At 71.3% G+C, this 21,025-nt stretch carries 19 protein-coding genes; 10 read left to right on the forward strand and 9 right to left on the reverse strand.

Annotated features, from left to right (window positions below; genetic code table 11):
• Positions 1 to 10: 10 nt before the first annotated feature.
• Complete coding sequence (rho, locus tag ACZ5K7_RS20600; RefSeq protein ID WP_468915087.1) at positions 11 to 1,159, reverse strand: transcription termination factor Rho; 1,149 nt, start codon at positions 1,157 to 1,159, stop codon at positions 11 to 13.
• A 394-nt stretch (positions 1,160 to 1,553) separates the two neighbouring features.
• Here rho and ACZ5K7_RS20605 point away from each other — a divergent pair, with 394 nt between their 5' ends.
• From ACZ5K7_RS20605 to ACZ5K7_RS20625, 5 genes are all read left to right on the forward strand, one after another.
• Positions 1,554 to 2,789: a cytochrome P450 family protein gene (locus ACZ5K7_RS20605; RefSeq protein ID WP_468915089.1), complete on the forward strand. Its 1,236-nt coding sequence runs from the start codon at positions 1,554 to 1,556 to the stop codon at positions 2,787 to 2,789.
• A 124-nt stretch (positions 2,790 to 2,913) separates the two neighbouring features.
• Positions 2,914 to 3,684: an SDR family NAD(P)-dependent oxidoreductase gene (locus ACZ5K7_RS20610; RefSeq protein ID WP_468915090.1), complete on the forward strand. Its 771-nt coding sequence runs from the start codon at positions 2,914 to 2,916 to the stop codon at positions 3,682 to 3,684.
• A 6-nt stretch (positions 3,685 to 3,690) separates the two neighbouring features.
• Positions 3,691 to 4,113, forward strand: coding sequence for a VOC family protein (locus ACZ5K7_RS20615; RefSeq protein ID WP_351702745.1), 423 nt, complete (start codon positions 3,691 to 3,693; stop codon positions 4,111 to 4,113).
• Positions 4,114 to 4,126: 13 nt separating this feature from the next.
• Complete coding sequence (locus ACZ5K7_RS20620; RefSeq protein ID WP_468915092.1) at positions 4,127 to 5,644, forward strand: MFS transporter; 1,518 nt, start codon at positions 4,127 to 4,129, stop codon at positions 5,642 to 5,644.
• Between the two features lie 161 nt (positions 5,645 to 5,805).
• Positions 5,806 to 6,747 (forward strand): hypothetical protein, encoded by a 942-nt coding sequence (locus ACZ5K7_RS20625; RefSeq protein ID WP_351702739.1) that lies wholly within the window; start codon positions 5,806 to 5,808, stop codon positions 6,745 to 6,747.
• 3 nt (positions 6,748 to 6,750) lie between these two features.
• Here ACZ5K7_RS20625 and ACZ5K7_RS20630 read toward each other — a convergent pair whose 3' ends face one another.
• The 8 genes from ACZ5K7_RS20630 to ACZ5K7_RS20665 all read right to left on the reverse strand — a co-directional run bounded on the left by ACZ5K7_RS20630 (position 6,751) and on the right by ACZ5K7_RS20665 (position 14,579).
• Positions 6,751 to 7,521, reverse strand: coding sequence for an SDR family NAD(P)-dependent oxidoreductase (locus ACZ5K7_RS20630; protein WP_468915093.1), 771 nt, complete (start codon positions 7,519 to 7,521; stop codon positions 6,751 to 6,753).
• Between the two features lie 51 nt (positions 7,522 to 7,572).
• Positions 7,573 to 8,556 carry a LysR family transcriptional regulator gene (locus ACZ5K7_RS20635; RefSeq protein WP_351702733.1) on the reverse strand — a complete coding sequence of 328 codons (984 nt, stop codon included), beginning with the start codon at positions 8,554 to 8,556 and terminating at the stop codon, positions 7,573 to 7,575.
• 185 nt (positions 8,557 to 8,741) lie between these two features.
• The gene (locus ACZ5K7_RS20640) at positions 8,742 to 9,698 is read right to left on the reverse strand and encodes a fumarylacetoacetate hydrolase family protein (protein ID WP_468915095.1); all 957 of its coding nucleotides are present in this window, start codon (positions 9,696 to 9,698) and stop codon (positions 8,742 to 8,744) included.
• A gap of 3 nt (positions 9,699 to 9,701) precedes the next feature.
• Positions 9,702 to 11,108 carry an FAD-binding oxidoreductase gene (locus ACZ5K7_RS20645; RefSeq protein ID WP_468915097.1) on the reverse strand — a complete coding sequence of 469 codons (1,407 nt, stop codon included), beginning with the start codon at positions 11,106 to 11,108 and terminating at the stop codon, positions 9,702 to 9,704.
• An 8-nt stretch (positions 11,109 to 11,116) separates the two neighbouring features.
• A complete protein-coding gene (locus tag ACZ5K7_RS20650) occupies positions 11,117 to 12,085 on the reverse strand; it encodes a cyclase family protein (protein ID WP_468915099.1) in 969 nt (322 codons plus the stop codon).
• Positions 12,082 to 13,086, reverse strand: coding sequence for an amidohydrolase family protein (locus ACZ5K7_RS20655; RefSeq protein WP_468915101.1), 1,005 nt, complete (start codon positions 13,084 to 13,086; stop codon positions 12,082 to 12,084). The genes ACZ5K7_RS20650 and ACZ5K7_RS20655 overlap by 4 nt, the downstream gene beginning before the upstream one ends.
• Positions 13,083 to 14,207 carry an FAD-dependent monooxygenase gene (locus ACZ5K7_RS20660; RefSeq protein ID WP_468915103.1) on the reverse strand — a complete coding sequence of 375 codons (1,125 nt, stop codon included), beginning with the start codon at positions 14,205 to 14,207 and terminating at the stop codon, positions 13,083 to 13,085. The genes ACZ5K7_RS20655 and ACZ5K7_RS20660 overlap by 4 nt, the downstream gene beginning before the upstream one ends.
• A 66-nt stretch (positions 14,208 to 14,273) precedes the next feature.
• Entirely contained in the window at positions 14,274 to 14,579 is a 306-nt protein-coding gene (locus tag ACZ5K7_RS20665) for an antibiotic biosynthesis monooxygenase family protein (RefSeq protein ID WP_468915105.1), read from the reverse strand.
• A gap of 242 nt (positions 14,580 to 14,821) precedes the next feature.
• On the opposite strand from ACZ5K7_RS20665, the gene ACZ5K7_RS20670 reads away from it, so the two are divergent.
• The 5 genes from ACZ5K7_RS20670 (at position 14,822) to ACZ5K7_RS20690 (ending at position 20,998) form a co-directional block, all read left to right on the forward strand.
• The gene (locus ACZ5K7_RS20670) at positions 14,822 to 15,787 is read left to right on the forward strand and encodes a fumarylacetoacetate hydrolase family protein (RefSeq protein WP_351702711.1); all 966 of its coding nucleotides are present in this window, start codon (positions 14,822 to 14,824) and stop codon (positions 15,785 to 15,787) included.
• Positions 15,784 to 16,719, forward strand: a complete 936-nt coding sequence (locus ACZ5K7_RS20675; RefSeq protein ID WP_351702708.1) for a VOC family protein — start codon at positions 15,784 to 15,786, stop codon at positions 16,717 to 16,719. Before ACZ5K7_RS20670 ends, ACZ5K7_RS20675 begins: the two co-directional genes overlap by 4 nt.
• Positions 16,720 to 16,748: 29 nt before the next feature.
• Positions 16,749 to 18,050: a histidinol dehydrogenase gene (gene hisD / locus ACZ5K7_RS20680; protein ID WP_468915108.1), complete on the forward strand. Its 1,302-nt coding sequence runs from the start codon at positions 16,749 to 16,751 to the stop codon at positions 18,048 to 18,050.
• Positions 18,047 to 18,808, forward strand: coding sequence for an SDR family NAD(P)-dependent oxidoreductase (locus tag ACZ5K7_RS20685; protein WP_351702702.1), 762 nt, complete (start codon positions 18,047 to 18,049; stop codon positions 18,806 to 18,808). The genes hisD and ACZ5K7_RS20685 overlap by 4 nt, the downstream gene beginning before the upstream one ends.
• Before the next feature lie 282 nt (positions 18,809 to 19,090).
• Positions 19,091 to 20,998, forward strand: a complete 1,908-nt coding sequence (locus ACZ5K7_RS20690) for a hypothetical protein (RefSeq protein WP_468915113.1) — start codon at positions 19,091 to 19,093, stop codon at positions 20,996 to 20,998.
• Positions 20,999 to 21,025: the final 27 nt, after the last annotated feature.

A 21,025-nucleotide genomic window follows, 5' to 3' on the forward strand; every position in this document is an offset into this window, starting at 1 on the left:
GGCTCCGGTGTCAGCCCGTCGGCAGGGTCGGCTGGACGCGGCGCAGGAAGGTGGCGTTGTCCGGCGTCTCACGCATCCGCTCAAGGAGTGTCTCCAGGCCGGAGGGGATCCCCTCGCGGCTCTGCAGGGCCCGGCGCAGACCGCGTACGGTGGTCAACTCGGCCGGGGTGAGCAGGAGTTCCTCGCGGCGGGTGCTGGAGGGGGCGATGTCCACGGCCGGGAAGACCCGCCGGGAGGCCAGCTCGCGGTCCAGCCGCAGCTCCATGTTGCCGGTGCCCTTCAGCTCCTCGAAGTAGTAGCCGTCGGCACGGGAGCCGGTGTCCACCAGGACGGTGGCGAGGATGGTGAGCGAGCCGCCCTCCTCGGCCTTGCGGGCGGCGCCGAAGAACCGCTTGGGACCGAGCACCGCGGCGGCGTCGACGCCGCCGCTGAGGGTACGGCCGTTGGAGGCGGCCGCGTTGTTGTGCGCCCGGCACAGCCGGGTCAGGGAGTCCAGGAGGATGACGACGTCCCGGCCGTCCTCGACGAGCCGCTTGGCCCGCTCGACGACGAGTTCGGCGAGGGCGATGTGCTCCTTGGCGGGCCGGTCGAAGGTAGAGGCGTACACCTCGCCGTGGACCGAGCGCCGCATGTCGGTGACTTCCTCGGGGCGCTCGTCGAGCAGCAGCACCATGAGGTGGCACTCCGGGTGGTTGCCGGCGACGGCGGCCGCGTACTGCTGGAGCAGTACCGTCTTGCCGGTCTTCGGCGGGGCCACGATCAGCCCGCGCTGCCCCTTACCGAGGGGGGCGAGCAGGTCGGTGACCCGGCCGGCGAGCCCCGAGGCGGGGTGTTCGAGGCGGATCCGCTCGTGCGGGTGCAGCGGGGTCAGCTCGCGGAAGTGACGTCGGCCGCGCAGCTCTTCGGGCGTACGGCCGTTGACGCGCGTGACCTCGGTCAGGGTGCGCTGGTTGCCCCGGACGCCCTCGACGAGGTCGCCCTTGCGCAGGCCGTGACGGCGGATCAGCGCGGCGGAGACCTGCGGGTCGGCCGGGGAGGACAGGCAGCTCGGGGCCCGCAGCTGCCCCTTCCCGCCCGCGTCGATGTCCAGGACACCGGTGACGGGCCGGACGGCGTTCCGGTCCTGCTGCTGTACGGGGGGTTCGAGTGTGGTGGTCATGAGAGGTGGTCCTTTCGAGGACGGAAGACAGAAGAGAAGGGGGGAGTGGGCCGCGAGCGGGAGGCGTGCACACAGGCCTCCGGGCGGCGGGAACGACACCTCGGGAAGGCACGGAAAGCCCTGGTCACGAGGTGGTGCGAAGAAGCCGACGGGCCAGTCGAAAGCGACGGCCGAAGTGGCTGGAGGAGAGAGAACCCGGCACCGGCGCCCCAATGGGGGGCGACGACAGGTGCTGTTCGCACTATACCCGGTGCTCTGCGATCGTCAACATGGCACCGGTCGCCGATATTCCCGGACGCTCCCCGGACCCGAGTGGCCGGGAACCCCGCATCCCGGCGGCCCGGGTGCGCCTACGATCGGCCCTGCCCGCGTACCGCGCCCGTCAGGAGCCCCGGTGGAGACCTCGCCCGTGCCGCACCGCCTGAACCCCGCCGGCGGCTGCCCGCACGCCGACAACGCCCGGCTGCTGGCGCGCGGCTCCGTGGCGCCGGTCGTCCTGCCCGGCGGTGTCGAGGGCATGGCCGTACTCGGGCACGAGACGCTCAGGGAGTTCCTCCAGCACCCCGAAGTCGCGAAGAACGCACGGCACTTCACCGAGCTGCGGGAGGGCCGGATCCCCGCCGGCTGGCCGCTGCTGACCTTCGCCACCGTACGGGGCATGACCACCGCCGACGGGGACGACCACCGCAGGCTGCGCGGACTGGTCAGCCGGGCCTTCACACCCCGACGGGTCGAGGAACTGCGGCCCCGGATCGAGGGGTTGACCGCATCGCTGCTCGACGGTCTGGAGCGGGCCGCGGTGGCTGGGGTCGCCGATCTGCGCCGGCACTTCGCACTGCCGCTGCCCATGGGCGTGATCGGTGAACTCCTGGGCGTCGAAGCCGAGTTCCTCAACCGACTGCACCATCTGTCCAGCCAGGTCGTGGCCACCGACATCGGACCGGCCGAGGCCGTCGCCGCCAACCGGGACCTGGTCGCCGTCCTCGCCGCCGTGGCCGCGGCCCGCGCCGAGCGTCCCGGCGACGACCTCACCAGCGCCCTGATCGCCGCCCGCGACGAGGACGGCGACCGGCTCGGGCAGGACGAGCTGATCGGCACCCTGGTGCTGATGATCATCGCCGGGCACGAGACCACCCTCAACCTGATCACCAACGCCGTGCGCGCCCTGTGCGGCCACCGCGACCAGCTCGACCTGGTGCGCAGGGGCGAGGCGAGCTGGGCGGACGTGGTGGAGGAGACGCTGCGCTGGGACGCGCCGGTCAGCTACTTCCCGTTCCGCTACCCCGTGCGGGACCTGAGGGTCGGTGGCACGCTGATCCCCGCCGGCACCCCGGTCCTGGCCGGCTACTCCGCCGCAGGGCGCGACCCGGCCGCGCACGGCCCGGACGCCGACCGGTTCGACGTCACCCGGCCTGCCCGCCCCGACGCCGTCCGCAGCCTCTCCCTCGGCCACGGCGCCCACTACTGCCTGGGCGCCCCGCTGGCCCGGCTGGAGGCCACGGTGGCCCTGGAGCGGCTCTTCGACCGCTTCCCCGCCCTGGACCTCGCCGTGCCCGAGAACGGCCTCGCCCGGGAAGCAAGTTTCGTCGGCAACAGCGTCCGCGCCCTCCCGGTCCGCCTGGGCGCCTGAGCCGCATACCAGCCATACGAACCCCCGATGGCCCTTCCCCGACGCATTTCTTGTTCTGGCCATAAGCCCTACCTACGCTGCCACCACCGCACTTCGGCGGCACGGGACAAGGGACTTGGCAATCATGGGTCGACTGGCCGGGAAAATCGCTTTCATCAGTGGAACGGGGGCTGGAATCGGCCGGGCCGCGGCACAGGTATTCGCGGCTGAGGGCGCCACCGTATTCGGCTGTGACATCGACGAGAAGAGCGCCGCCGAAACCGTGGAACTCGTCGAGAAGGCCGGCGGAGCGATGCGTTCACTGGCACCGGTCGACCTTTCCACCGAGACCGGGGCACGGGAGTGGATCGAGGCCGGGATCGCGGAGTTCGGCGGGATCGACATCCTCTACAACAACGCCTCCGCACTGCGGAACGGCCCCTTCGAGACGATGCCGGCCGAGGACTGGTACTTCACCATCAGGAACGAGCTGGACATCCCCTACTTCTGTACCCGGGCCGCCTGGCCGCACCTGGTCGCGCGCGGCGGCGGGGCCGTCCTGAACGTCGCCTCGGTGGCCGCCGTGCGCGGCGCGCCCTTCATGCCGATGGTGCCGCACGGCGCCGCCAAGGGCGGGGTGCTGGCCATGAGCAGGCACCTGTGCGCGGCCGGCGCCCCGCACCGCATCCGCGTCAACACCATCGCCCCCGGCATGACGCGCACCTCGGCCACCGCCCCCTTCCTCGACGACCCGGACGGCCCGAAGGCCCAGCTGGAGGCGCGGATCCCGGTCGGCCGGATCGGGCAGCCCGAGGACATCGCCCGTGCCGCGGCCTTCCTCTGCTCGGACGAGGCGGCCTTCGTCAACGGCGCCAACCTCATGGTCGACGGCGGCGACAGTGCGATGGCGGGCTGAGCGCCGATGCGCGCACGGCTGGACCACGTGGGCGTCAACGTACGCGACCTGCCCGCCCAACTCTCCTGGTACCGGACGGCCTTCGGCCTGAAGACCGTCTTCGAGTTCCGTCTCGACGGACCCGGCCTGACCGGTGTCGTCCTGGAACACCCGGACGGCTGGCGGATCGAACTCCTCGCCAGGCCCGGGTCCGCGCCCGGCCTCAGGGCACCGGACCCGATGACCGCCGCCCTCACCGAGGGGTACGGGCACTTCGCGGTCACCACCCCCGAACTCGCCCCCGTGTACACCGCCCTGGTGGCCCACGGGGCGGGCGAGGTGCTGAAACCCGGCCCGTCCCCCGAACCGGGGGTGCGGATGGCCTGGGTCAAGGACCCCGAGGGAAATCTCATCGAACTCATAGAACGCGGCACCACTGTTGACCCGTGAGATGGAGTACGGAATGACCAACGCTGTGAGAAAACTGGACGTGGGCACGCTCGTGGCCTGTTGTCTGGCAGTTGCCGCCGCGCAGCTGTGCATTACCGTTCCCTCGCCCATCAACGGGGAAATACAGACCGCGTTCGGGGCCTCGGGATCGCAGGTCGCCTGGGTCACCTCGGCCTTCATTCTCCCCACCGCGATTCTGGAACTGAATTTCGGAGTGGTGGGCGACCTGTTCGGCCGTAAGCGGCTGCTGGTGTTCGGCGGATTCGTGCTGGCGGTCGGTGAACTCCTCAACGCCACCTCGCAGAACATCACCATGCTCTGGATCGGACAGGCCCTCGCCGGTGTCGGCGCCGCCGCCCTGTTCCCCAGCTCCCTCGCCGTGATCGCGGCCGCGACCCCCGGGGAGAAGGACCGCGCCAAGGCGGTCTCGATCTGGGCACTGAGCATTTCCCTCGCCTCCGCCCTGGGCCCGCTCTCCTCCGGCATCCTCGCCACGGTCGCCGACTTCCGCTGGGCGTTCGTACCGCCGGTCGTCCTCGGCATCGCGGTCGGCGTCTCCTGCTGGGCCCTGGTCACCGACTCCAAGGCGCCCGAGGGCCGGGCCCTGGACTGGCCGGGGCAGATCACTGTCGCCGTCGGCCTCACCGCCCTGCTGTGGGGCATCATCGAGGGCGGCGACCGCGGCTGGAGCAGCCCCTCGATCGTCTTCGCGCTGGTGCTCGCCGCCGTCGCACTGGTCGGCTTCGTGGTCGCGGAGAACCGCGCCGAGTCCCCGATGTTCAACCTGGAACTGCTGAAGATCCCGTCGTTCGCGGCGGCCGCGGTGGTCGCGCTGACCGGCATGTTCGGCTTCATCGGCACCGCCTACTGCGTCTCCATCCGGCTCGGCGCGGTGATGCACCTCAGCGCGCTGCGCGCCGGCATGCCGTTCGTGATCCTCCAGCTGATCCCGCTGCTCCTCGCACCCGTGCTCAGCCGGATGCTCACCCGGGTCGAGCCGCGCCGGCTGCTGATGGGCGGTCTGCTGCCGATGGCCGCCGGCCAGTTCTGGATCGCCGCGCTGCCCATCACCACCACCGACCTCGCCGCCTTCATCGGACCGGTCCTGCTGCTCGGCATCGGCTTCATCTGCGTGGTCTCCTCGCTGACGTCGGCCGCCGTGAACGCCGTACCGATCGAGATGACCGGCATGGCCAGCGGTGCGACCAGCCTGGTCCGCGAGTTCGGCCAGGGCCTCGGGCCCGCCGTGATCAGCACCATTGCGATGAGCGCGGCCTCCTCGGCGCTGGTCGGCAAGCTGAGCGGTGCCGACGCGGGCATGGAGGCCGCCGCCGGTCCGCTCGCGGTGGTCAACGCGGGCAGCGACAGCGCCAGGGCCGCCGCGCAGGACGCCCTCGCGCACGGCATGGCCCTGGGCGTGGTGATCTGCGGCTGCGCCTCGCTGCTCGGCGCGCTGGTCACCCTGCTGCTGGTCCGCAAGAACACCGCGCGAGCGGGGGCCCAGCTGCCGGTGCAGCCCGCGTCCGCCTGACCGCGGACACGTCGGAGGGCCGGGGCCTCTGCCCCGGCCCTCCGACGTGTCGTCAACTCCCACGGTCCCAGCGGGTCGTGGAAAGGCAACGGATGTCCGCAATCCATAACGGTCATGGCCGGGAGGGGACTTGATGTCGGGGAATGCCTTATCTTCACGACATGTCCACGCCACCGCAGCAGCCGCCGTCCTCGCCGCAGCAACCGCCGTCGACTCCTCAGCAGCCCCAGCAGCCCCAGCAGCCACCGCAGCAGCCGGACCAGTCGCCCGCGGTAGCGCCCCAGCAGCCCCCGCCGACCGCGTACCCGTATCCGAACCCGCAGTCGCCGCCCCCGCAGAACCCCTACGCCCAGCCGACTCTCGTCAACCAGCCCGCGCCACCCCCGCAACAAGGCACGCAGCAGGGCAACCCCTATGCCGTACAGCCCGGTTACGGCTACCCGCCCCCGGTCGCACCGCCGTCGGCGGGCGGGAACGCGGCCGGGAGAGCCGTGCTGTGGGCCGTCGTGGGCGCGGTGGTCGCCTCCGCCGCCTGGGCGGGCGGCATCTTCCTGACCGGCGGCTTCGGCACCCGCGCTGATCTGCGCGGCTACCAGGCGCCGGCGAACCTCTGCTCCGGCGCGGACTACTCGTCGTTCAAGGACGAGTACCCCGTCGACGACTCGTCCCCGACGAAGAACGTACTGAAGGACCCGGCGCTGGACGAGAGTTACTGCAGTCTCAGTCTCAAGAAGACCGGCTCCAGCTACGGGGACGCCTATCTCACCATGACGGTCGACCTGCACAAGAAGACCGACCCGGGGCCGGAGTTCACGGCCACCTGGAAGAAGTACGGCGACAGCCACACGGACTACGACGTGAGCCCGGTGAGCGGCATCGGCGAGGAGGCCTACCTGGTCACCCAGGACACCAGCAACGGCTCCACCACCAGCGGCTCGCGCTACGCCACGCTCGCGGTGCGGGACGGCTGGATGACGTACACCATGTACTACAGCGCGTACTTCTCCTCGTACGACAGCGACACCGACCCGCCGACCCTCGACGACGTGACGGACTGGCTGAAGACGGACACCAGGTCCACGCTGGAGCAGCTCAAAAGCTGACGCTCAGCCCCGGTCGAGGGCGTCGGTGATCGCCTTCACCGGGCCGTGCGCCGAGTAACCGCCGTCGACGGTGATCTCCGCGCCGTTGACGTACGACGCCTCGTCCGAGAGGAGATAGACGACCAGCGGCGCCACCTCGTCGACCGTGCCCGGGCGGCCCTGGGGCGTCATGGCGAGGTGGGCGGCGACGAACACCGGGCTGGCGGTGGCCATCAGCGGGGTCTCGATGTACCCGGGGTGGATCACGTTCGTACGGATGCCCCGTGGGGCCAGCTCCAGGGCCGCCACCTTGGACAGGCCCCGCAGCGCCCACTTGCTGGTCGTGTACGCGACCGCGTGATGGGCGGTGAGCCCGGCGACCGAGCCGACGTTCACGATCGAGGAGCCGGCCGGCATCAGCGGGGCCAGGGCCTGGATGCCGAGCAGGGCGCCGGTGGTGTTCACGGCGAACGCCCGGTTCCAGTCGGCGAGTTCGACCTGGCCGAGCCGGGCCCGCATCGGGATGCCCGCGTTGTTCACGAGGCCGTGCAGGGTCCCCAGGGAGGCCGCCAGGGCCGCCCAGTCGTCAGGTGAGGTGACGTCCAGGTGGACGTAGCGGACGTCGAGGCCGTCGGCGCGCAGGGCCGCGGCGTGCTTCTCGCCGGCCTCGTCCAGCACGTCGGTCGCGATCACCGTGGCGCCCTCCCGGGCGGCCGCGGCCGCCTCCGCGGCTCCCTGGCCCTGTGCGGCTCCGGTGACGACGACGGTACGGCCCGCCAGGCGCGTGCGGCTCACGGCTTCCACGATGTCCTCCGAGGGTGCGTGCGGGATGTCCTCCCGTCCACGCTAGGAAGCCGCGGACAGCTGCGGAAACGCGCTCTCGGGATGGCTGGCATCCACGTCGGCGATCTCGTGCGGGGGCTCCTCGCCCAGCGCGGCCCCGACCTTGCGGACCGTGTCCCGCAGCCAGCGGTGGGCCGGGTCGGCGTGCCGGTTGTGGTGCCAGTACATGGCCTCCACCAGCGGCACGTCCGGGAACGGCGCCGGTACGACCGCACAGCGCGCGAAGCCCTCGTACCGCCTCGCCAGCCGTTCCGGGACCATCGCCACCAGATCCGTGCCGCTCACCAGGAACGGCAGCACGCTGAACCCGGGCGTGCTGACCTGGACCTTCGGGGTGATCCCGAGGGTCTCCAGCTGGCGCTCGGCGGGGGTGTGGCTCTTGCCGATGGCGCAGGCCGCGTGCGGCATCTCCGCGAGGTCCCGCAGGGTGAGCCGGCCGTCCACCAGGCGCGGGTTGTCCGGGTCGACGAGGCACACGAACCGGTCGTGCATCACGGCCTCGCTGACCCCGGGGAGCTGGTAGCCGAGCGGCACGATCATCAGGTCGTGGCAGCGCAGATGCGTCTCGGTCTCCAGCTGGCCGTCGACGATCGGGTGGAAGTCGATCCGGACGCCCGGCGCCTCGGCCGCGATGACCCGCAGCAGCGGCTCCACGAACACCGTCATCACGTAGTCCGACATGACCACGGAGAAGCGCTGACGGCTGCGTCCCGGATCGAAGTGCCGGGTCAGTGACAGCGCCTCCTCGGCCTTCTGCAGCGAGCCCTGGACGACCGGCAGCAGCCGTTCCGCGAGGGGTGTCAGCTCGTACTCCCGGCCGACCCGGATCAGCAGCTCGTCGTTGAAGTGCCGGCGCAGCCGGGCCAGCGAGCCGCTCATCGCGGACTGGCTGGTGGACAGCCGTACCCCCGCGTGGGTGACGTTCTTCTCCTCCAGGAGCGCTTCCAGTGCCACCAGAAGATTGAGATCGATCGCTCCGAGACCCACGGGTGTCCCCTTCCGGCCGGCCACGTCATTGAAGCTTCGGTGAAACGGGAGGTTAACCAGCGGACGGCCGTCGAGGAAGGGGGTCGGGGCGACTCTCAGGAAGATGCGATGCCAGCCATCCGGGCACCGGATACCCCCAGGTGGGGGGGCCTGCGCGCACCACAGGCCCCCCACAGCTTCGGGTGCTAGGGCCGCGGCGTGCGGCCCCTCTTGCGGGCCCGCGGAAGGTAGGCGTCCGCCCGCCCGGGCACGATCCGGTTGGACACCGTGCCGAGCCCCTCGACGCTCAGCGTCACCTCGTCGCCGGGCTTCAGCGGGAGCGGGGTGCGCTCCCCGAGCCGGCCCCAGAACTCCGCCAGCGAGCCCCAGCCGCAGGTGCCCGAGCCGAGGATGTCACCGGGCCGTACCCAGGCGTCCCGGCTGGCGTAGGCGATCATCTCCTCGAAGGTCCAGGAGACGTTGGCGAGGGTGTCCCGGCCGATCAGTTCCCCGTTCAGGGCGACCGTCATCTCCAGGTCGAGGAAGCCGTCCGCATCGCGCCGGTCCTCCACCTCGTCGGCGGTGACCAGGTAGGGTCCGAGCGTGTGGGCGAAGTCCTTGCCCTTGGAGAAGCCGAGGCCGAGGTTTTTCTCCGGTTTCTGCAGGTCACGGGCCGACCAGTCGTTGAAGACCAGATAGCCGACGATGTGGTCCCCGGCCTGCTCGGGGGTGAGGTCGCGGCCGCTGCGGCCGATGACCGCGCCGACCTCCAGCTCGAAGTCCAGCACCGAGCAGCCCGCCGGGACCGGCACGTCGTCGTGCGCGCCGTAGGCGGCATGCGGGTTGGTGAAGTAGAAGTTGGGCGCCCGGTACCACTCCTCGGGCACCCGCTCCAGACCGTCCAGCGACTTCGACACGCCCTCGATGTGCGCCTCGAACCCGACGAAGTCCCGGATCGAGGGCGGCTTCAGCGGCGGCAGCAGCCGTACCCGGTCCACCGTAGGCCCACTGGGGGAGTCCAGGGCTTCGACGCCGGCCGCGTACAGCACGCCGGCCTCGACGAGCGTGAGGACGCTCACCCCCTCGGGCAGCGGGTGGATCACCCCGTCCCGCACCACACCGGCGCGCTCCTCGCCCTCGTGCTCGTATGTCGCGAAACGCATGGCTCACTGCTCCCAGTGGTTGGTGTTGGTGACGGTCCCGGCGCTCAGATAGCCGGCGAACACGCCTTTGGGATCACGGGCGGCCCGGATCTCGTTCAGCCGCCGCCACTGCTCGTCGCCCATGAACCTCACCTGCCGCACCGTGAAGTCGGAGTCACCCAGGTACTGGCCGGCGGTCACCGGCTCCATCGCCGCCATCGCCTCGTCCAGCCAGCCGCGCAGCTCCGCGTCCCGCCCCGGTTCGTCGTGGACGACATAGCTCGCGCAGTAGATCTCCGACTGCAACGAGAAGGCCATGTCGGGCAGTTGGCGCAGCGGGGCCATGGAGAACCAGATGGTGAAGGTCCCCCGGGTGGGGTGCTCGGTGAACGCCTTGCGGATCGCCGGGACGACCTCCTCCGCGGTGCCGGTCAGCCACGCGTTGTCGACGAAGTAGCGGTGGCCCTCCGGGTTGGCGGTGCGCTGCCCGGCCAACTGCTCGGCGAAGGAGGTGGGTTCGGCCTCGACCCGGAACAGGGCCCGGTCGGCGTACGGGCCCGCGTGCAGGGGCGCGAGCGCCTCGGCCGCCTCCTGAGGGGTCTCCGTCATCGCCACACCCGTCACCAGCAGCACCGGTCCGTCGAGATCGGGCGGGGTCTGGGTGAGAGCGACGATCTCCACCAGCTCGGAGACCGCGTGATGGGTGTCGTGCAACCAGGTCATGACCTCGTCGAAGAGGTCCAGCGGGTAGGCGTGCACGGTGTGCGCCAGATGCCCGGGGAGCGGGCGGGTGCGCAGATGGAAACGGGTCACGACCCCGAAGAAACCCGGGCCCGCACCACGTGCCGCCCAGAACAGGTCGCTGTGCCGCACCTCGTCGGCCCGGACCAGCTCGCCCTCCGCCGTGACGACGTCGATCGCCACGATGTTCTCGGCCGCCCAGCCCCAGCCGCGCGCGTTCCAGCCCTGCCCGCCCTGGAGCAGAAAACCGCCGATGCCCACCGACGGACAGTGCCCGCCGTTGAAGAACCGCCCGAACTCACTGAGATACGGGTTGAGTTCGTCGCCGCCTTTGACGCTGGGGGTGGCCGTGACGATCCCGGTCCGCGGGTCGTACGCCATCTCGCGGAAGCCGCCGAGGTCGATCAGCAGCGCGTCCCGGCGCACCGACCACGCGGCCCAGCTGTGCCCGCCGGAGCGCACGGCGACCTGCCAGCCACGCTCCAGGGCGAGCCGTACGCCCTCGACGACATCCTGTTCGGTGGCCGCCTTGAGCACGGCCGCGGGGGTGCGGTCGGCCGGGCGGCGGGCGTTGAAGACCCGCCGGTACACGGCCTCCTCGAAGTCCTCGTCACCGGGGAGGTGGAGGGTGCCGGAGAAGCGGTTCTCGTCCGGGGGGCCGGGGATCGTCCCCCGGCTGATCGCGGTCACCGGGCGGCTCACTTGACCGCGATGGGGTTGACGGGGGCGCCGACCGCGCCGGTCACCGGCAGCGGTGCCGCGACCAGCAGGAACTCGTAGACACCGTCGGCCGCGCAGTCCTCCGCCAGGGCCTCCAGGTCCCACATCTCGCCGAGCGGCAGACCCATGTTGGGGATGGCGATCTGGTGCAGCGGCGACATCGCCGGCTCGGCGAACTCGTACGGCCGCACCTCAAGGCCCCAGGTGTCGGAGGCGATGGCCGCGATCTCCGTGCGGTGCAGCCAGCCGAGGGTGGTGAAGGACAGGCCGGGCGCGTCCCCCGCCGCGTACCCGCCCCACTCGCCGAGCCGCCGCACCCGGCCCAGTTGCCCGGTGCGGACGAGCACGATGTCACCCCGGCGCGCACTCGACGTGGCGCCCTGCGCCTCGATGGCGGTGCGCAGGTGCTCCTCCAGGATCGGGAAGCCGTCCGGGAGTTCACCGCGCGCGTCGCCGGCCGCCCGGCCGACGTCGAGCAGCACCCCGCGGCCGGTGAAGGCGTCCCGCATGTGCTCGATACCGGTCACGGAGTCGCCGTCGCCGTTGACGATCGTGCACGGACGGCCGTTCCAGGCCAGCTTGTTGTCGTAGATGTGGCCCAGCCCGTCCCACTGCGTGGAGGCCTGGAGCGGCATCAGCACATGGTCGTCGGCGCCGCCGAAACCGTGCGGGAAGCCCTGGGTGCCGGCCGCCGCGTCGGAGCCGGTGTCCCGCATGTAGTGCACCGGGTTGATCCGGCCCCGGAAGCCGCGCTGTGGGCCCGACTCGTTGAACTCCTGCGCCAGCGAGAAGGAACGGCCCCGCCGGACCAGACCGGCGGCGTGCGCGCGGATCGCGTCGTCGACGAAGTTGAGTGTGCCCAGCACGTCGTCCTCGCCCCAGCGGCCCCAGTTGCGGTACAGGGCGCGGGCCTTGGCGAGCTCTTCCTCGATGGGACCGACGGTCATCGGACGTGTCCTTTCAGCAGCAGTTCCAGGGCGTTGCCCCCGGCGATCGCGTCCCGCGCGACCGGGTCGAGACCGGCCGCGTCCAGGCGGGCCACCGGGTCCGTCACCCCCATGTCGAAGGGGTGGTCGGTGCCGAGCACCACCCGGTCCGCGCCCACCTCCTCGACCAGATGGCGCAGCGCGCGCGGGGTGTAGACCAGGGCGTCGAACCACATCCGGCGCAGATAGGAGCTGGGCGGTCCGGCGCAGCCGCGCGCGTCCGGCCGTACCCGCCAGGCGTGGTCGGAGCGGCCGATGTACGTCGGCAGATAACCGCCGCCGTGCGCGGCCACCAGCTTCAGCCGCGGGAAGCGGTCCAGGACCCCGGTGAAGATCAGCCGGGAGAGCGCGACCGTGGTCTCGGCGGGCTGGCCGACCGTGTTGCCGAGGTAGTGCGTGGCGAGCCGCTCGCCGAGCGAGCAGCCCCAGGGGTGTACGAAGACCACCGCACCCAACTCCTCGGCCTTCAGCCAGACTTCGTCGTGCGCGGGGTCGGCCAGCTCGCGGCCCGCCACGGTGGTGGAGACGCTGACGCCGTACAGGCCCAGCTCGGTGACCGCCTCGTCCAGCAGGGCGACCGCGAGGTCCGGGTGCTGGAGCGGTACCGTGCCCAGGCCGTGCAGCCGCTCGGGCGCGGCGGCGCAGTGCGCGGCCACCGACTCGTTGACGGTCCGGGCCAGCCGTACTGCCAGATCGGGGCCGGCCCAGTAGTGGTGCATGGGCATCGGGCCGACCACCTGGACGTCGACACCCATCGCGTCCAGGTCGGCCAGACGAGCGCCGACATCCGTCAACTTCGGTGCCAGTCGCAGGAGTTGAGCCCGGTTGGCGGCCAGCGACGCGGGGGAGTGGGCGCGCTGCTCGGCGGCCAGCTCGGCCGCGAAGCCCTCGGTGCCGGCCACCAGGGCGTCGGCCCCGGGGACCGCGAGATGGCCGTGGAAGTCGACGACGGGCGTGCTCATGCCGCCACCGTCAGCGAGGAGAGCGTCTCCGACATGATCCGCGCCGGGTCGGCGCCGGGGGTCTCCGGGTGGATCTCCCACTCGGCGAGCCGCAGGGAGTTGTCCAGCACCATCCGCACCCGCGGCAGCCGCCGGGCCATGAACCGGGCCAGGGCCCGGTCCACCGGCTCGTCGGCGGTGACCAGCTCGGCCAGCAGCACCGCGTCCTCCATGCACATCGCGGCGCCCTGCGCGATCAGCGGCGGACAGGCGTGCGCCGCGTCGCCGATCACCATCGCCCGGCCCCGGTGCCAGTCCTCGTCGACCAGCACCGCCTCGATCCAGCGGTAGTCCACCGCCGTGTCGTCCGGCAGCGAGGCGATGATCCTCCCCCAGGTGCCGCCGTACCCGGCGCCGCGCTCGCGCAGCAGGTCCAGCGAGGCGCGCGGGCCGATCAGGGAGGCGTCGAGGTTCTCGTCGAGGAGGTAGGCGTAGCACTGGTCGCCGGATATCGGGCTGTAACCCGCCTTGTAGCGCGGGCCGCCGTAATACACCTCGGCGCAGTCCATCTCGGCGGGCCGCCGAGCCACCACCCGGAAGATCGACATACCGACAGGCCAGGGCTTCGTGGTGATGCCGATGAGGGCGCGCATCGCCGAGTTGATGCCGTCCGCGCCGACCACCAGGTCGTAGCGGCCGGCGGAGCCGTCGGTGAAGGTGACATCGATGTGATCGGGGGAGGGGACGAGGCGCTCGACGCTCAGGCCCAGGCGAACCGTGACGCCGTGCGCGTACACCGCGTCGCACAGCGCGTTCTGCAGGTCCGCGCGGAGCGCGCCCGCCGTGGACGGCAGGTCCGCGCCGCCGGTGTGCGGGGTCTCCAGCTCGGTGATCAGACCGCCGTCCGCCCGGCGCAGCCGCATGAGGTCGAACGGCACCGCCCGGGCCAGCACCCGGTCGAGCACGCCGACCGCACGCAGTGCCTTGAGCGCGTTGCCCTGGATGGTGATGCCATGGCCCACCCCGAACCACCGGGGCGAGATCTCGGCCAGCTCCACCTCGACACCGCGCTGGGCGAGCGCGAGACACAGCACGCTTCCGGTGATGCCGCCGCCGACGACGAGCACCTTGTGAACGGGCATGGGCGATCCTTGCTCAACGTAGAAAGACCTCAAATGTGAAAGGCAGGGGGAAGCGGCCTGCGGCTGTCAGCCGATGAAGCGCGGGCCCAGCTCGTGGTAGTGCTCGACGGCCGGCGGCGCCGCGAAGAACGGGCCGACCAGCGCCCGCCAGCGCGCGAACAGCTCCGACTCCCGGAAGCCTGCCGTGTGCGCCTCGACCGACTCCCAGCCGACCAGCAGCAGGAAGGTCCGCGGCCGTTCGTCGCAGCGCAGCAGCTCCGCCCAGCGGAAACCCCCGGCCTGGGCGAGCACCTCGCGGGCCTTGCCGAAGACCTCCGTGAATTCGGCCTCCCGGCCTTCCTCGACGGTCAGCTCCGCATGCTCGACCACCACGGTGTCCTCCTCGGGTTCGGGGTGGCATCGAGCCTGGTCGGCGGTCCGTGCAGGGTCAACGGATCGAGGCATCGGCAAGGGGGACGGCATCCATCCCGTACGACGATGGCGGCACCGCACGTCAGTGCGGGCAGGGGGCGGAACCGCAGGCGATGGCAGCCATCGCCAACGGCCATTTCCGCCGACCGTGCGCGGTGCCTAGCGTCGAAGGCGAGCCCGCACCCGTACGAGGAGAGCCGCCCGTGCCCGAACCTTTTCCCTCCCCTGCCGGCCCCTTCGCGCTCGGCACCTTCAGCGACGGCGCGGCCGCCTTCCCCGGGCTGGTCGCCGGCGCGCGGGTCCGCGACCTCTCCGGCCCGGTGGCGTCGGTACGCGCGCTGGTCGAGGACTGGGACAGCTGGCTGCCCCGGCTCCACGAACTGGCCGCCGACGCCGACGGTGTCTGGCACGACCTGGCCGCGCTGCGGGTCCTGACACCGATCGAGCCGGGCCAGATCCTGCAGAGCGGCGCCAACTACCGCAAACACGTGGTCGATCTGGTCGCCGCCGAGAAGGAGAGCGTGCACGGCGCCACCCCGCAGGAGGCCCGCGCCGACGCCGAGAAGATGATGGACGAGCGGATCCGCGCCGGAGTCCCGTACCTCTTCCTCGGATCACCACGCGCGCTGTGCGGCCCCTACGACGACATCGTGCTCCCCGCGCTCGGCGACCAGCACGACTGGGAACTCGAACTCGCCCTGGTCATCGGCAGGTCGGGGAAGGACATCCCGGCCGAGGAGGCGATGTCGTACGTCGCCGGGTACACGATCAGCAACGACCTGACGACCCGTGACCGGCTCTACCGGCCCGACCTCAAGGCCATCGGCACCGACTGGTTCACCGCCAAGAACGCCGACACCTTCCTGCCGACCGGGCCCTTCCTGGTCCCCGCGGACTTCGTCGGCGACCCGGGCGACCTGCGGATCACGCTGCGGCACAACGGGGTGGTCCGGCAGGACGAGTCCACCAAGGACATGATCTTCGACATCCCGCGGCTGATCGCCTACGCCTCCACGACCACCACCCTGCGCCCCGGCGACCTGCTGCTCACCGGCTCCCCGGCCGGCAACGGCGCGCACTGGGGGGTCTTCCTCAAGCCCGGAGACGTGATCGAGGCGGAGATCACCGGCCTCGGCCGTCAGCGCAACACCGTCAGGAGCCACCCATGAGCTTCCAGCCCGTCAGCCATCTGCGCCATGTCGACCTGGCCGTACCGGACTTCGCCACCCAGCGCGCCTTCTACGGCACCACCTGGGGCCTGACCGAGGTGGCGAACGACAACGGGATCGCGTTCTTCGCCGCCGAGGGCAGCCCCGAGCAGTACATCGTCCGCATCCGCAAGGACGAACGGAAGCGGATGGACCTCGTCGCCTTCGGCGCGGTGTCCCCGGCGGCGGTGGACGAACTGGCCGTACGGCTCGGCCGCGCCGGAGTGCGGATCGTCCACGAACCCCGGTCGCTGGACACCCCCGGCGGCGGCTACGGGCTGCGCTTCTTCGACCCTGACGGGCGGGTCGTCGAGGTCTCGGCCGACGTGGCCACCCGCAGCCACCGCAGAATCGAGGAGCGCGAGGCCGTCCCGGTGCGGCTGTCGCACTGTGTGGTCAACTCCCAGGACCCGGAGGGACTGCGCGACTTCTACGTCCGGCACCTGGGCTTCCGGCTCACCGACACCCTGTACTCCACGCACATGGGTGACCTCATGTACTTCCTGCGGTGCAGCCCCCTGCACCACTCCTTCGCCATCGCGCGCGGGCCCCATGTGTCACTGCACCACGCCTCGTTCGAGATGCGGGGTGTGGAGGAGTACATGCGCGGCACCGGGCGTGCGCTGCGCGCCGGAACCCGGCTCACCTGGGGGCCGGGACGGCACCTGGCGGGCGACAACACCTTCTCGTACTTCCACGACCCGCACGGCAACACCGTCGAGTACACCACCGAACTCGCCGTCCTCGAAGAGGACCTGTGGCACCCCGGCCGGCACGACGTGGCCGACCCGGTCACCCAGGACCAGTGGGGCACCGCCGACCCGATGAGCGAGTCGGTCGCCAAGGAGCAGTTCAACGACCCCGACGTGCTCTTCGAAGCGCCCCCGGTGTAACCCCGATCCTCCTGAGAAAGGCCGTAGTTGTGGCAGAGATCCTGAAGCACGCCGTGCCCGAGGCCGAGGTGGCCGCCTCCCTCGACCAGGTGCGCACCACCGTGGCCGGCGTCATCGCGGACATCCGCGAACGCGGTGACGCGGCCGTCCGCGCGTACTCCGAGAAGTTCGACCAGTGGAGTCCCGGTTCCTTCCGGCTGAGCGCCGAGGAGGTCGAGAAGATCGTCGCCTCGGTGCCCCGGCAGGTCATCGACGACATCACGTTCGTCCAGGAACAGGTCCGTGGCTTCGCCCGCCACCAGCTGGCCTCTGTGGGCGAGTTCGAGGTGGAGACGCTGCCGGGCGTACGGCTCGGGCAGAAACACATCCCCGTGCAGGCGGCCGGCGCCTACATCCCCGGCGGCCGCTACCCGCTCACCGCCTCCGCCCACATGACCATCGTCACCGCCAAGGTGGCGGGCGTACCGCGCGTGGTCGCCTGCACCCCGCCCATCCACGGGGAGATCCCCGCCGCCACCGTCGCCGCCATGCACCTCGCGGGCGCCGACGAGATCTGGCTGCTCGGCGGGGTCCAGGCGGTGGCCGCGATGGCCGTGGGCACCGACACCATGGACCCGGTCAACCTGATCGCCGGACCCGGCAACGCCTATGTGGCCGAGGCCAAGCGCCAGCTGTTCGGCGAGATCGGCATCGACCTGTTCGCCGGGCCCACCGAGATCCTGGTCCTCGCCGACGCGCAGGCGGACCCGTTCGTCTGCGCGGTCGACCTGCTCTCCCAGGCCGAGCACGGCCCGGACTCCCCGGCCGTGCTCGTCACCACCTCCCGTGAGGTCGCCGAGAAGAGCATCGCCGAGGTCGAGCGGATCCTGCCCTCCATGCCCACCCGCGACTACGCCGGGCCCGCCTGGCGCGACCACGGCCAGGTCCATGTCGTCGACACCCTCGACGAGCTCTACGCCCTCGCCGACGCGTTCGCCTTCGAGCACGTGGAGGTGCTCACCGCCGAGCCGCGCCTGGCCCTGGAGAAGATGACCCAGTACGGCGCCCTGTTCCTGGGCGAGGGCACCTGTGTGTCGTTCGGCGACAAGGTGATCGGCACGAACCATGTGCTGCCCACACGTGGTGCCGCCCGCTACACCGGCGGCCTGTGGGTGGGGAAGTACCTGAAGACGGTCACCTACCAGGAGGTCACCGACACCGCCTCGCAGGCCCTGCTCGGTCGGCTGTGCGGACGCGCCTCCCGGGTCGAGCTGTTCGAGGGCCACGCCCGCTCCGGCGACGTACGGGCCGCGAAGGCCGCGGGCGACGAACTGCCCTGGAACGAAGGGTGAGCCTGGACGGCCGGACGGCCCTGATCACCGGCGGCGGAGGCCCGCTGGGGCGGGCGTTCGCGCTGGCGCTCGCCGACGCCGGTGCCCGGGTGGTCCTCGTCGGCCGGAACGAGCAGGCCCTCGCCGAGGCGGCGGCCAAGGCGGGTGAGGCGGCCCGCACAGCGGTGTGCGACGTCTCCGACCCGGCGTCCGTGCGCACCCTGGCCCGTCAACTCGGCGACGAGGACGTGTCGTTGCTCGTCAACAACGCCGGGGTGGCGGGACCGGTGCGGCCGCTCGTCGACATCGAACCCGACGAGTGGGACGACGTGTTCGCGGCCAACGTCCGCGGCGTCTATCTCATGTGCCGGGCCTTCCTGCCGCCCATGCTGGCCGCCGGACGCGGTGACATCGTCAACGTCGCCTCGGTCAGCGGCAAGCGACCGCTGCTCCACCGCACGCCGTACACCGCCTCCAAGATGGCCCTGATCGGCCTCACCCGGACCCTCGCGGGCGAGGTGGGGCCGCTCGGCGTCGCGGTCAACTCCCTCTCCCCGGGCCCGGTCCGGGGACCCCGTATGGACCGCAACTTCCGGCTCACCGCCGAACTCACCGGCGCCACCGTCGAGGAGGCGGAACGCGACTTCGTCTCCCGGGCCGCGCTCGGCCGGCTGGTCGAGGAGGACGAGGTCGCCCGCGCCCTGGTGGCGATGCTCGCGATGCCCGGACTGTGCGGGGCGGACATCGATCTGTCGGCGGGGATGGTCGCACCGGCGTAAGCACCCGGGGAAACACGGCGAGGTGGACGGTGCGCGGGCCGTCCGCCTCGCCTTCGTGCGTCCCCACCACCATGGACTGCGGCCACTCTGTGTCATCGCTGTCAAGCGAGCGGGACGATCGAAGGCATCGGGTTCCGGGATGCGTGTGTGCCAGGCCTGTCCCAGGTTTCCGCAGGCTGCTTCACTCCCACCTGCACACCTCAAGTGCCTTCGTCGCCTCGGTCTCGACGGGCGACTCGTGACTCTGCGCGACGGCGCACTCCACCCGTGGAAAGGCCTGCAATGACGCTGACATCCCGACGCTCCTTTCTGATCGCCGGTTCCGCCACAACGGCGGCCGTGCTCGTTCCGGTCGCCTCCGGCACCGCCACCGCCGTGCCGAAGGCGTCGGGCGGCACGCTCTCCGTCGGTGCGGGGGAGACCTACGAACTCGCCGCGACCACCAGGCTCAGCCTGCTGACCATCGGCGACGGCGGCAGGATCGCCGCCCCGGACGGGTACGACATCAGCCTCACCGTCGACGGCGTGGAGACCGGCCAACTGCTCACCGCGACCGGCGGCACCGCGACCCTCATCCAGGCCGGCACCTACCGCGGCGACGTCGTCCTCACGGTCGCCGAGTCCAACGACGTCACCTACCAGACGCTCACCTTCCCCTTCCGGCAGGCCCTCTACGTCGGCCCCGACGGGGTCGACTCGGCGAAGTCCGTGCTGTCCGCCGTCCGCGGTGGCAAGGTCACCGACGCCGCCGCCCGGAACGTGTCGATCACCTCCACGGGCGAGTGCTTCAACGGCGTCTACGTCGAAAGTGGCAGCTACACCCTGCAGAGTCCCACCATCTCCCTGACCGGCAACGGCCGTTCGGACTTCGCCGGATACGGCGCGGCCGTGGTCGGCGACGGCTCCTCGACCAGGCTGGTCGTGGACGGCGCCCGGATCGGCAACAAGGGCGTGGTCCGCACCACCGTCATCGCCGACAACGGCGCCAACGTCCTCGTCAAGGACTCCTTCCTGCGCGCCCGCAACGGCGTGCTGCCCGCCGACTACCAGGCCACGGTCGAGACCCCGTACATGGAGTCCGTGCCCTGGATGCTCGGCCTCGACGGCAACGTCCGCGCCACCAACCTCATCGGCAAGAACAGCATCGCCACTTACCTCAACTCGACCGTCTTCTCGGAGACTTGGGGTGCGCTGTCGGTGGAGGGCGGCAGCGGGCTGAAGCTGACCGCGATCAACAGCCATGTCGGCAACACCGGCGACTACGGCTACGGCACCTACGCCATCGGCGACGCCACCGTCCGCGTGCTCGGCTCCCGCTTCGACGTCGGCTCCTATGCGACGATCATCGCCGGACCGGCCGCCGTCGTGCACTACGGCGACAGCACCCGCGAGGCGGTCGCCGCGCTCAACACCGAACTGGAACTCGGCCTGTCGAAGGCGGAGTTGGCGAGCGTGCCGGTGCGCAGCACGGTCGTGAACTCCGGTCACTTCGGCTACATGTTCTTCGGCGCCGGCCAACTCACCCTGGACGGCGGCACCGTCGTCAACTCCGAGCGGGCCACCTTCCTCAACAAGGGCCAGCAGACGACGATCTCGGTCGACGGTTCGCAGGGCGCCCGGCTCAACCCGCGCGACGGAGTCATCCTCCAGATGATCGAGCTGGACGACCCGGGCCCGGTCAACGTCAACGGCAAGATGATGAACATCGGCGTCTACACCGAGCCCACCACCGACCCGGTCAAGGACTCCTCCTTCGACGTCACCGCCGTCCACTCCACCGACGGCGCCGCGACCTTCAGCTCCATCGGGCTGAAGGGCGACTTCTACAACGGCATGCGGGGCGGCAAGAACATGGTCCTCGCCTTCGAGGACTCCAGCGTCGAGGGCGTCATCTCGGCGACCAGGGCCAAGCACCGGGTGTCCTCGATCGACTCGTCCACCTTCTACGAGCTGGGCATCGTCACCAACACCGTGCGGGCCGCCGTCAACAACGGCGTCGTCGTCCGGCTGAACAGCGGCTCGACCTGGACGGTCACCGGCACCTCGTACCTGACCAGCCTCACCCTCGCGGCCGATGCGGCCGTGCGGGCGCCGCGCGGCAGGACGGTGAAGCTGACGGTGGACGGCACCGAGACCGCCCTCACCGCCGGCTCCACCTATACGGGCGCCCTGACGCTCACCGTGGCCTGACACCGGGCGGCGCAGGCGCGGCCCTGG

The organism is Streptomyces sp. NPDC031497 (assembly GCF_055580905.1).

Excerpts from the sequence above, each read along its gene's own strand:
- ACZ5K7_RS20610 (WP_468915090.1), top strand. The coding sequence starts at position 2,914 with ATGGGTCGACTGGCCGGGAAAATCGCTTTCATCAGTGGAACGGGGGCT.
- ACZ5K7_RS20675 (WP_351702708.1), top strand. The coding sequence starts at position 15,784 with ATGAGCTTCCAGCCCGTCAGCCATCTGCGCCATGTCGACCTGGCCGTA.
- ACZ5K7_RS20615 (WP_351702745.1), top strand. The coding sequence starts at position 3,691 with ATGCGCGCACGGCTGGACCACGTGGGCGTCAACGTACGCGACCTGCCC.
- ACZ5K7_RS20690 (WP_468915113.1), top strand. The coding sequence starts at position 19,091 with ATGACGCTGACATCCCGACGCTCCTTTCTGATCGCCGGTTCCGCCACA.
- ACZ5K7_RS20650 (WP_468915099.1), bottom strand. The coding sequence starts at position 12,085 with ATGACCGTCGGTCCCATCGAGGAAGAGCTCGCCAAGGCCCGCGCCCTG.
- ACZ5K7_RS20620 (WP_468915092.1), top strand. The coding sequence starts at position 4,127 with ATGACCAACGCTGTGAGAAAACTGGACGTGGGCACGCTCGTGGCCTGT.
- rho (WP_468915087.1), bottom strand. The coding sequence starts at position 1,159 with ATGACCACCACACTCGAACCCCCCGTACAGCAGCAGGACCGGAACGCC.
- ACZ5K7_RS20640 (WP_468915095.1), bottom strand. The coding sequence starts at position 9,698 with ATGCGTTTCGCGACATACGAGCACGAGGGCGAGGAGCGCGCCGGTGTG.
- ACZ5K7_RS20625 (WP_351702739.1), top strand. The coding sequence starts at position 5,806 with ATGTCCACGCCACCGCAGCAGCCGCCGTCCTCGCCGCAGCAACCGCCG.
- ACZ5K7_RS20655 (WP_468915101.1), bottom strand. The coding sequence starts at position 13,086 with ATGAGCACGCCCGTCGTCGACTTCCACGGCCATCTCGCGGTCCCCGGG.
- ACZ5K7_RS20660 (WP_468915103.1), bottom strand. The coding sequence starts at position 14,207 with ATGCCCGTTCACAAGGTGCTCGTCGTCGGCGGCGGCATCACCGGAAGC.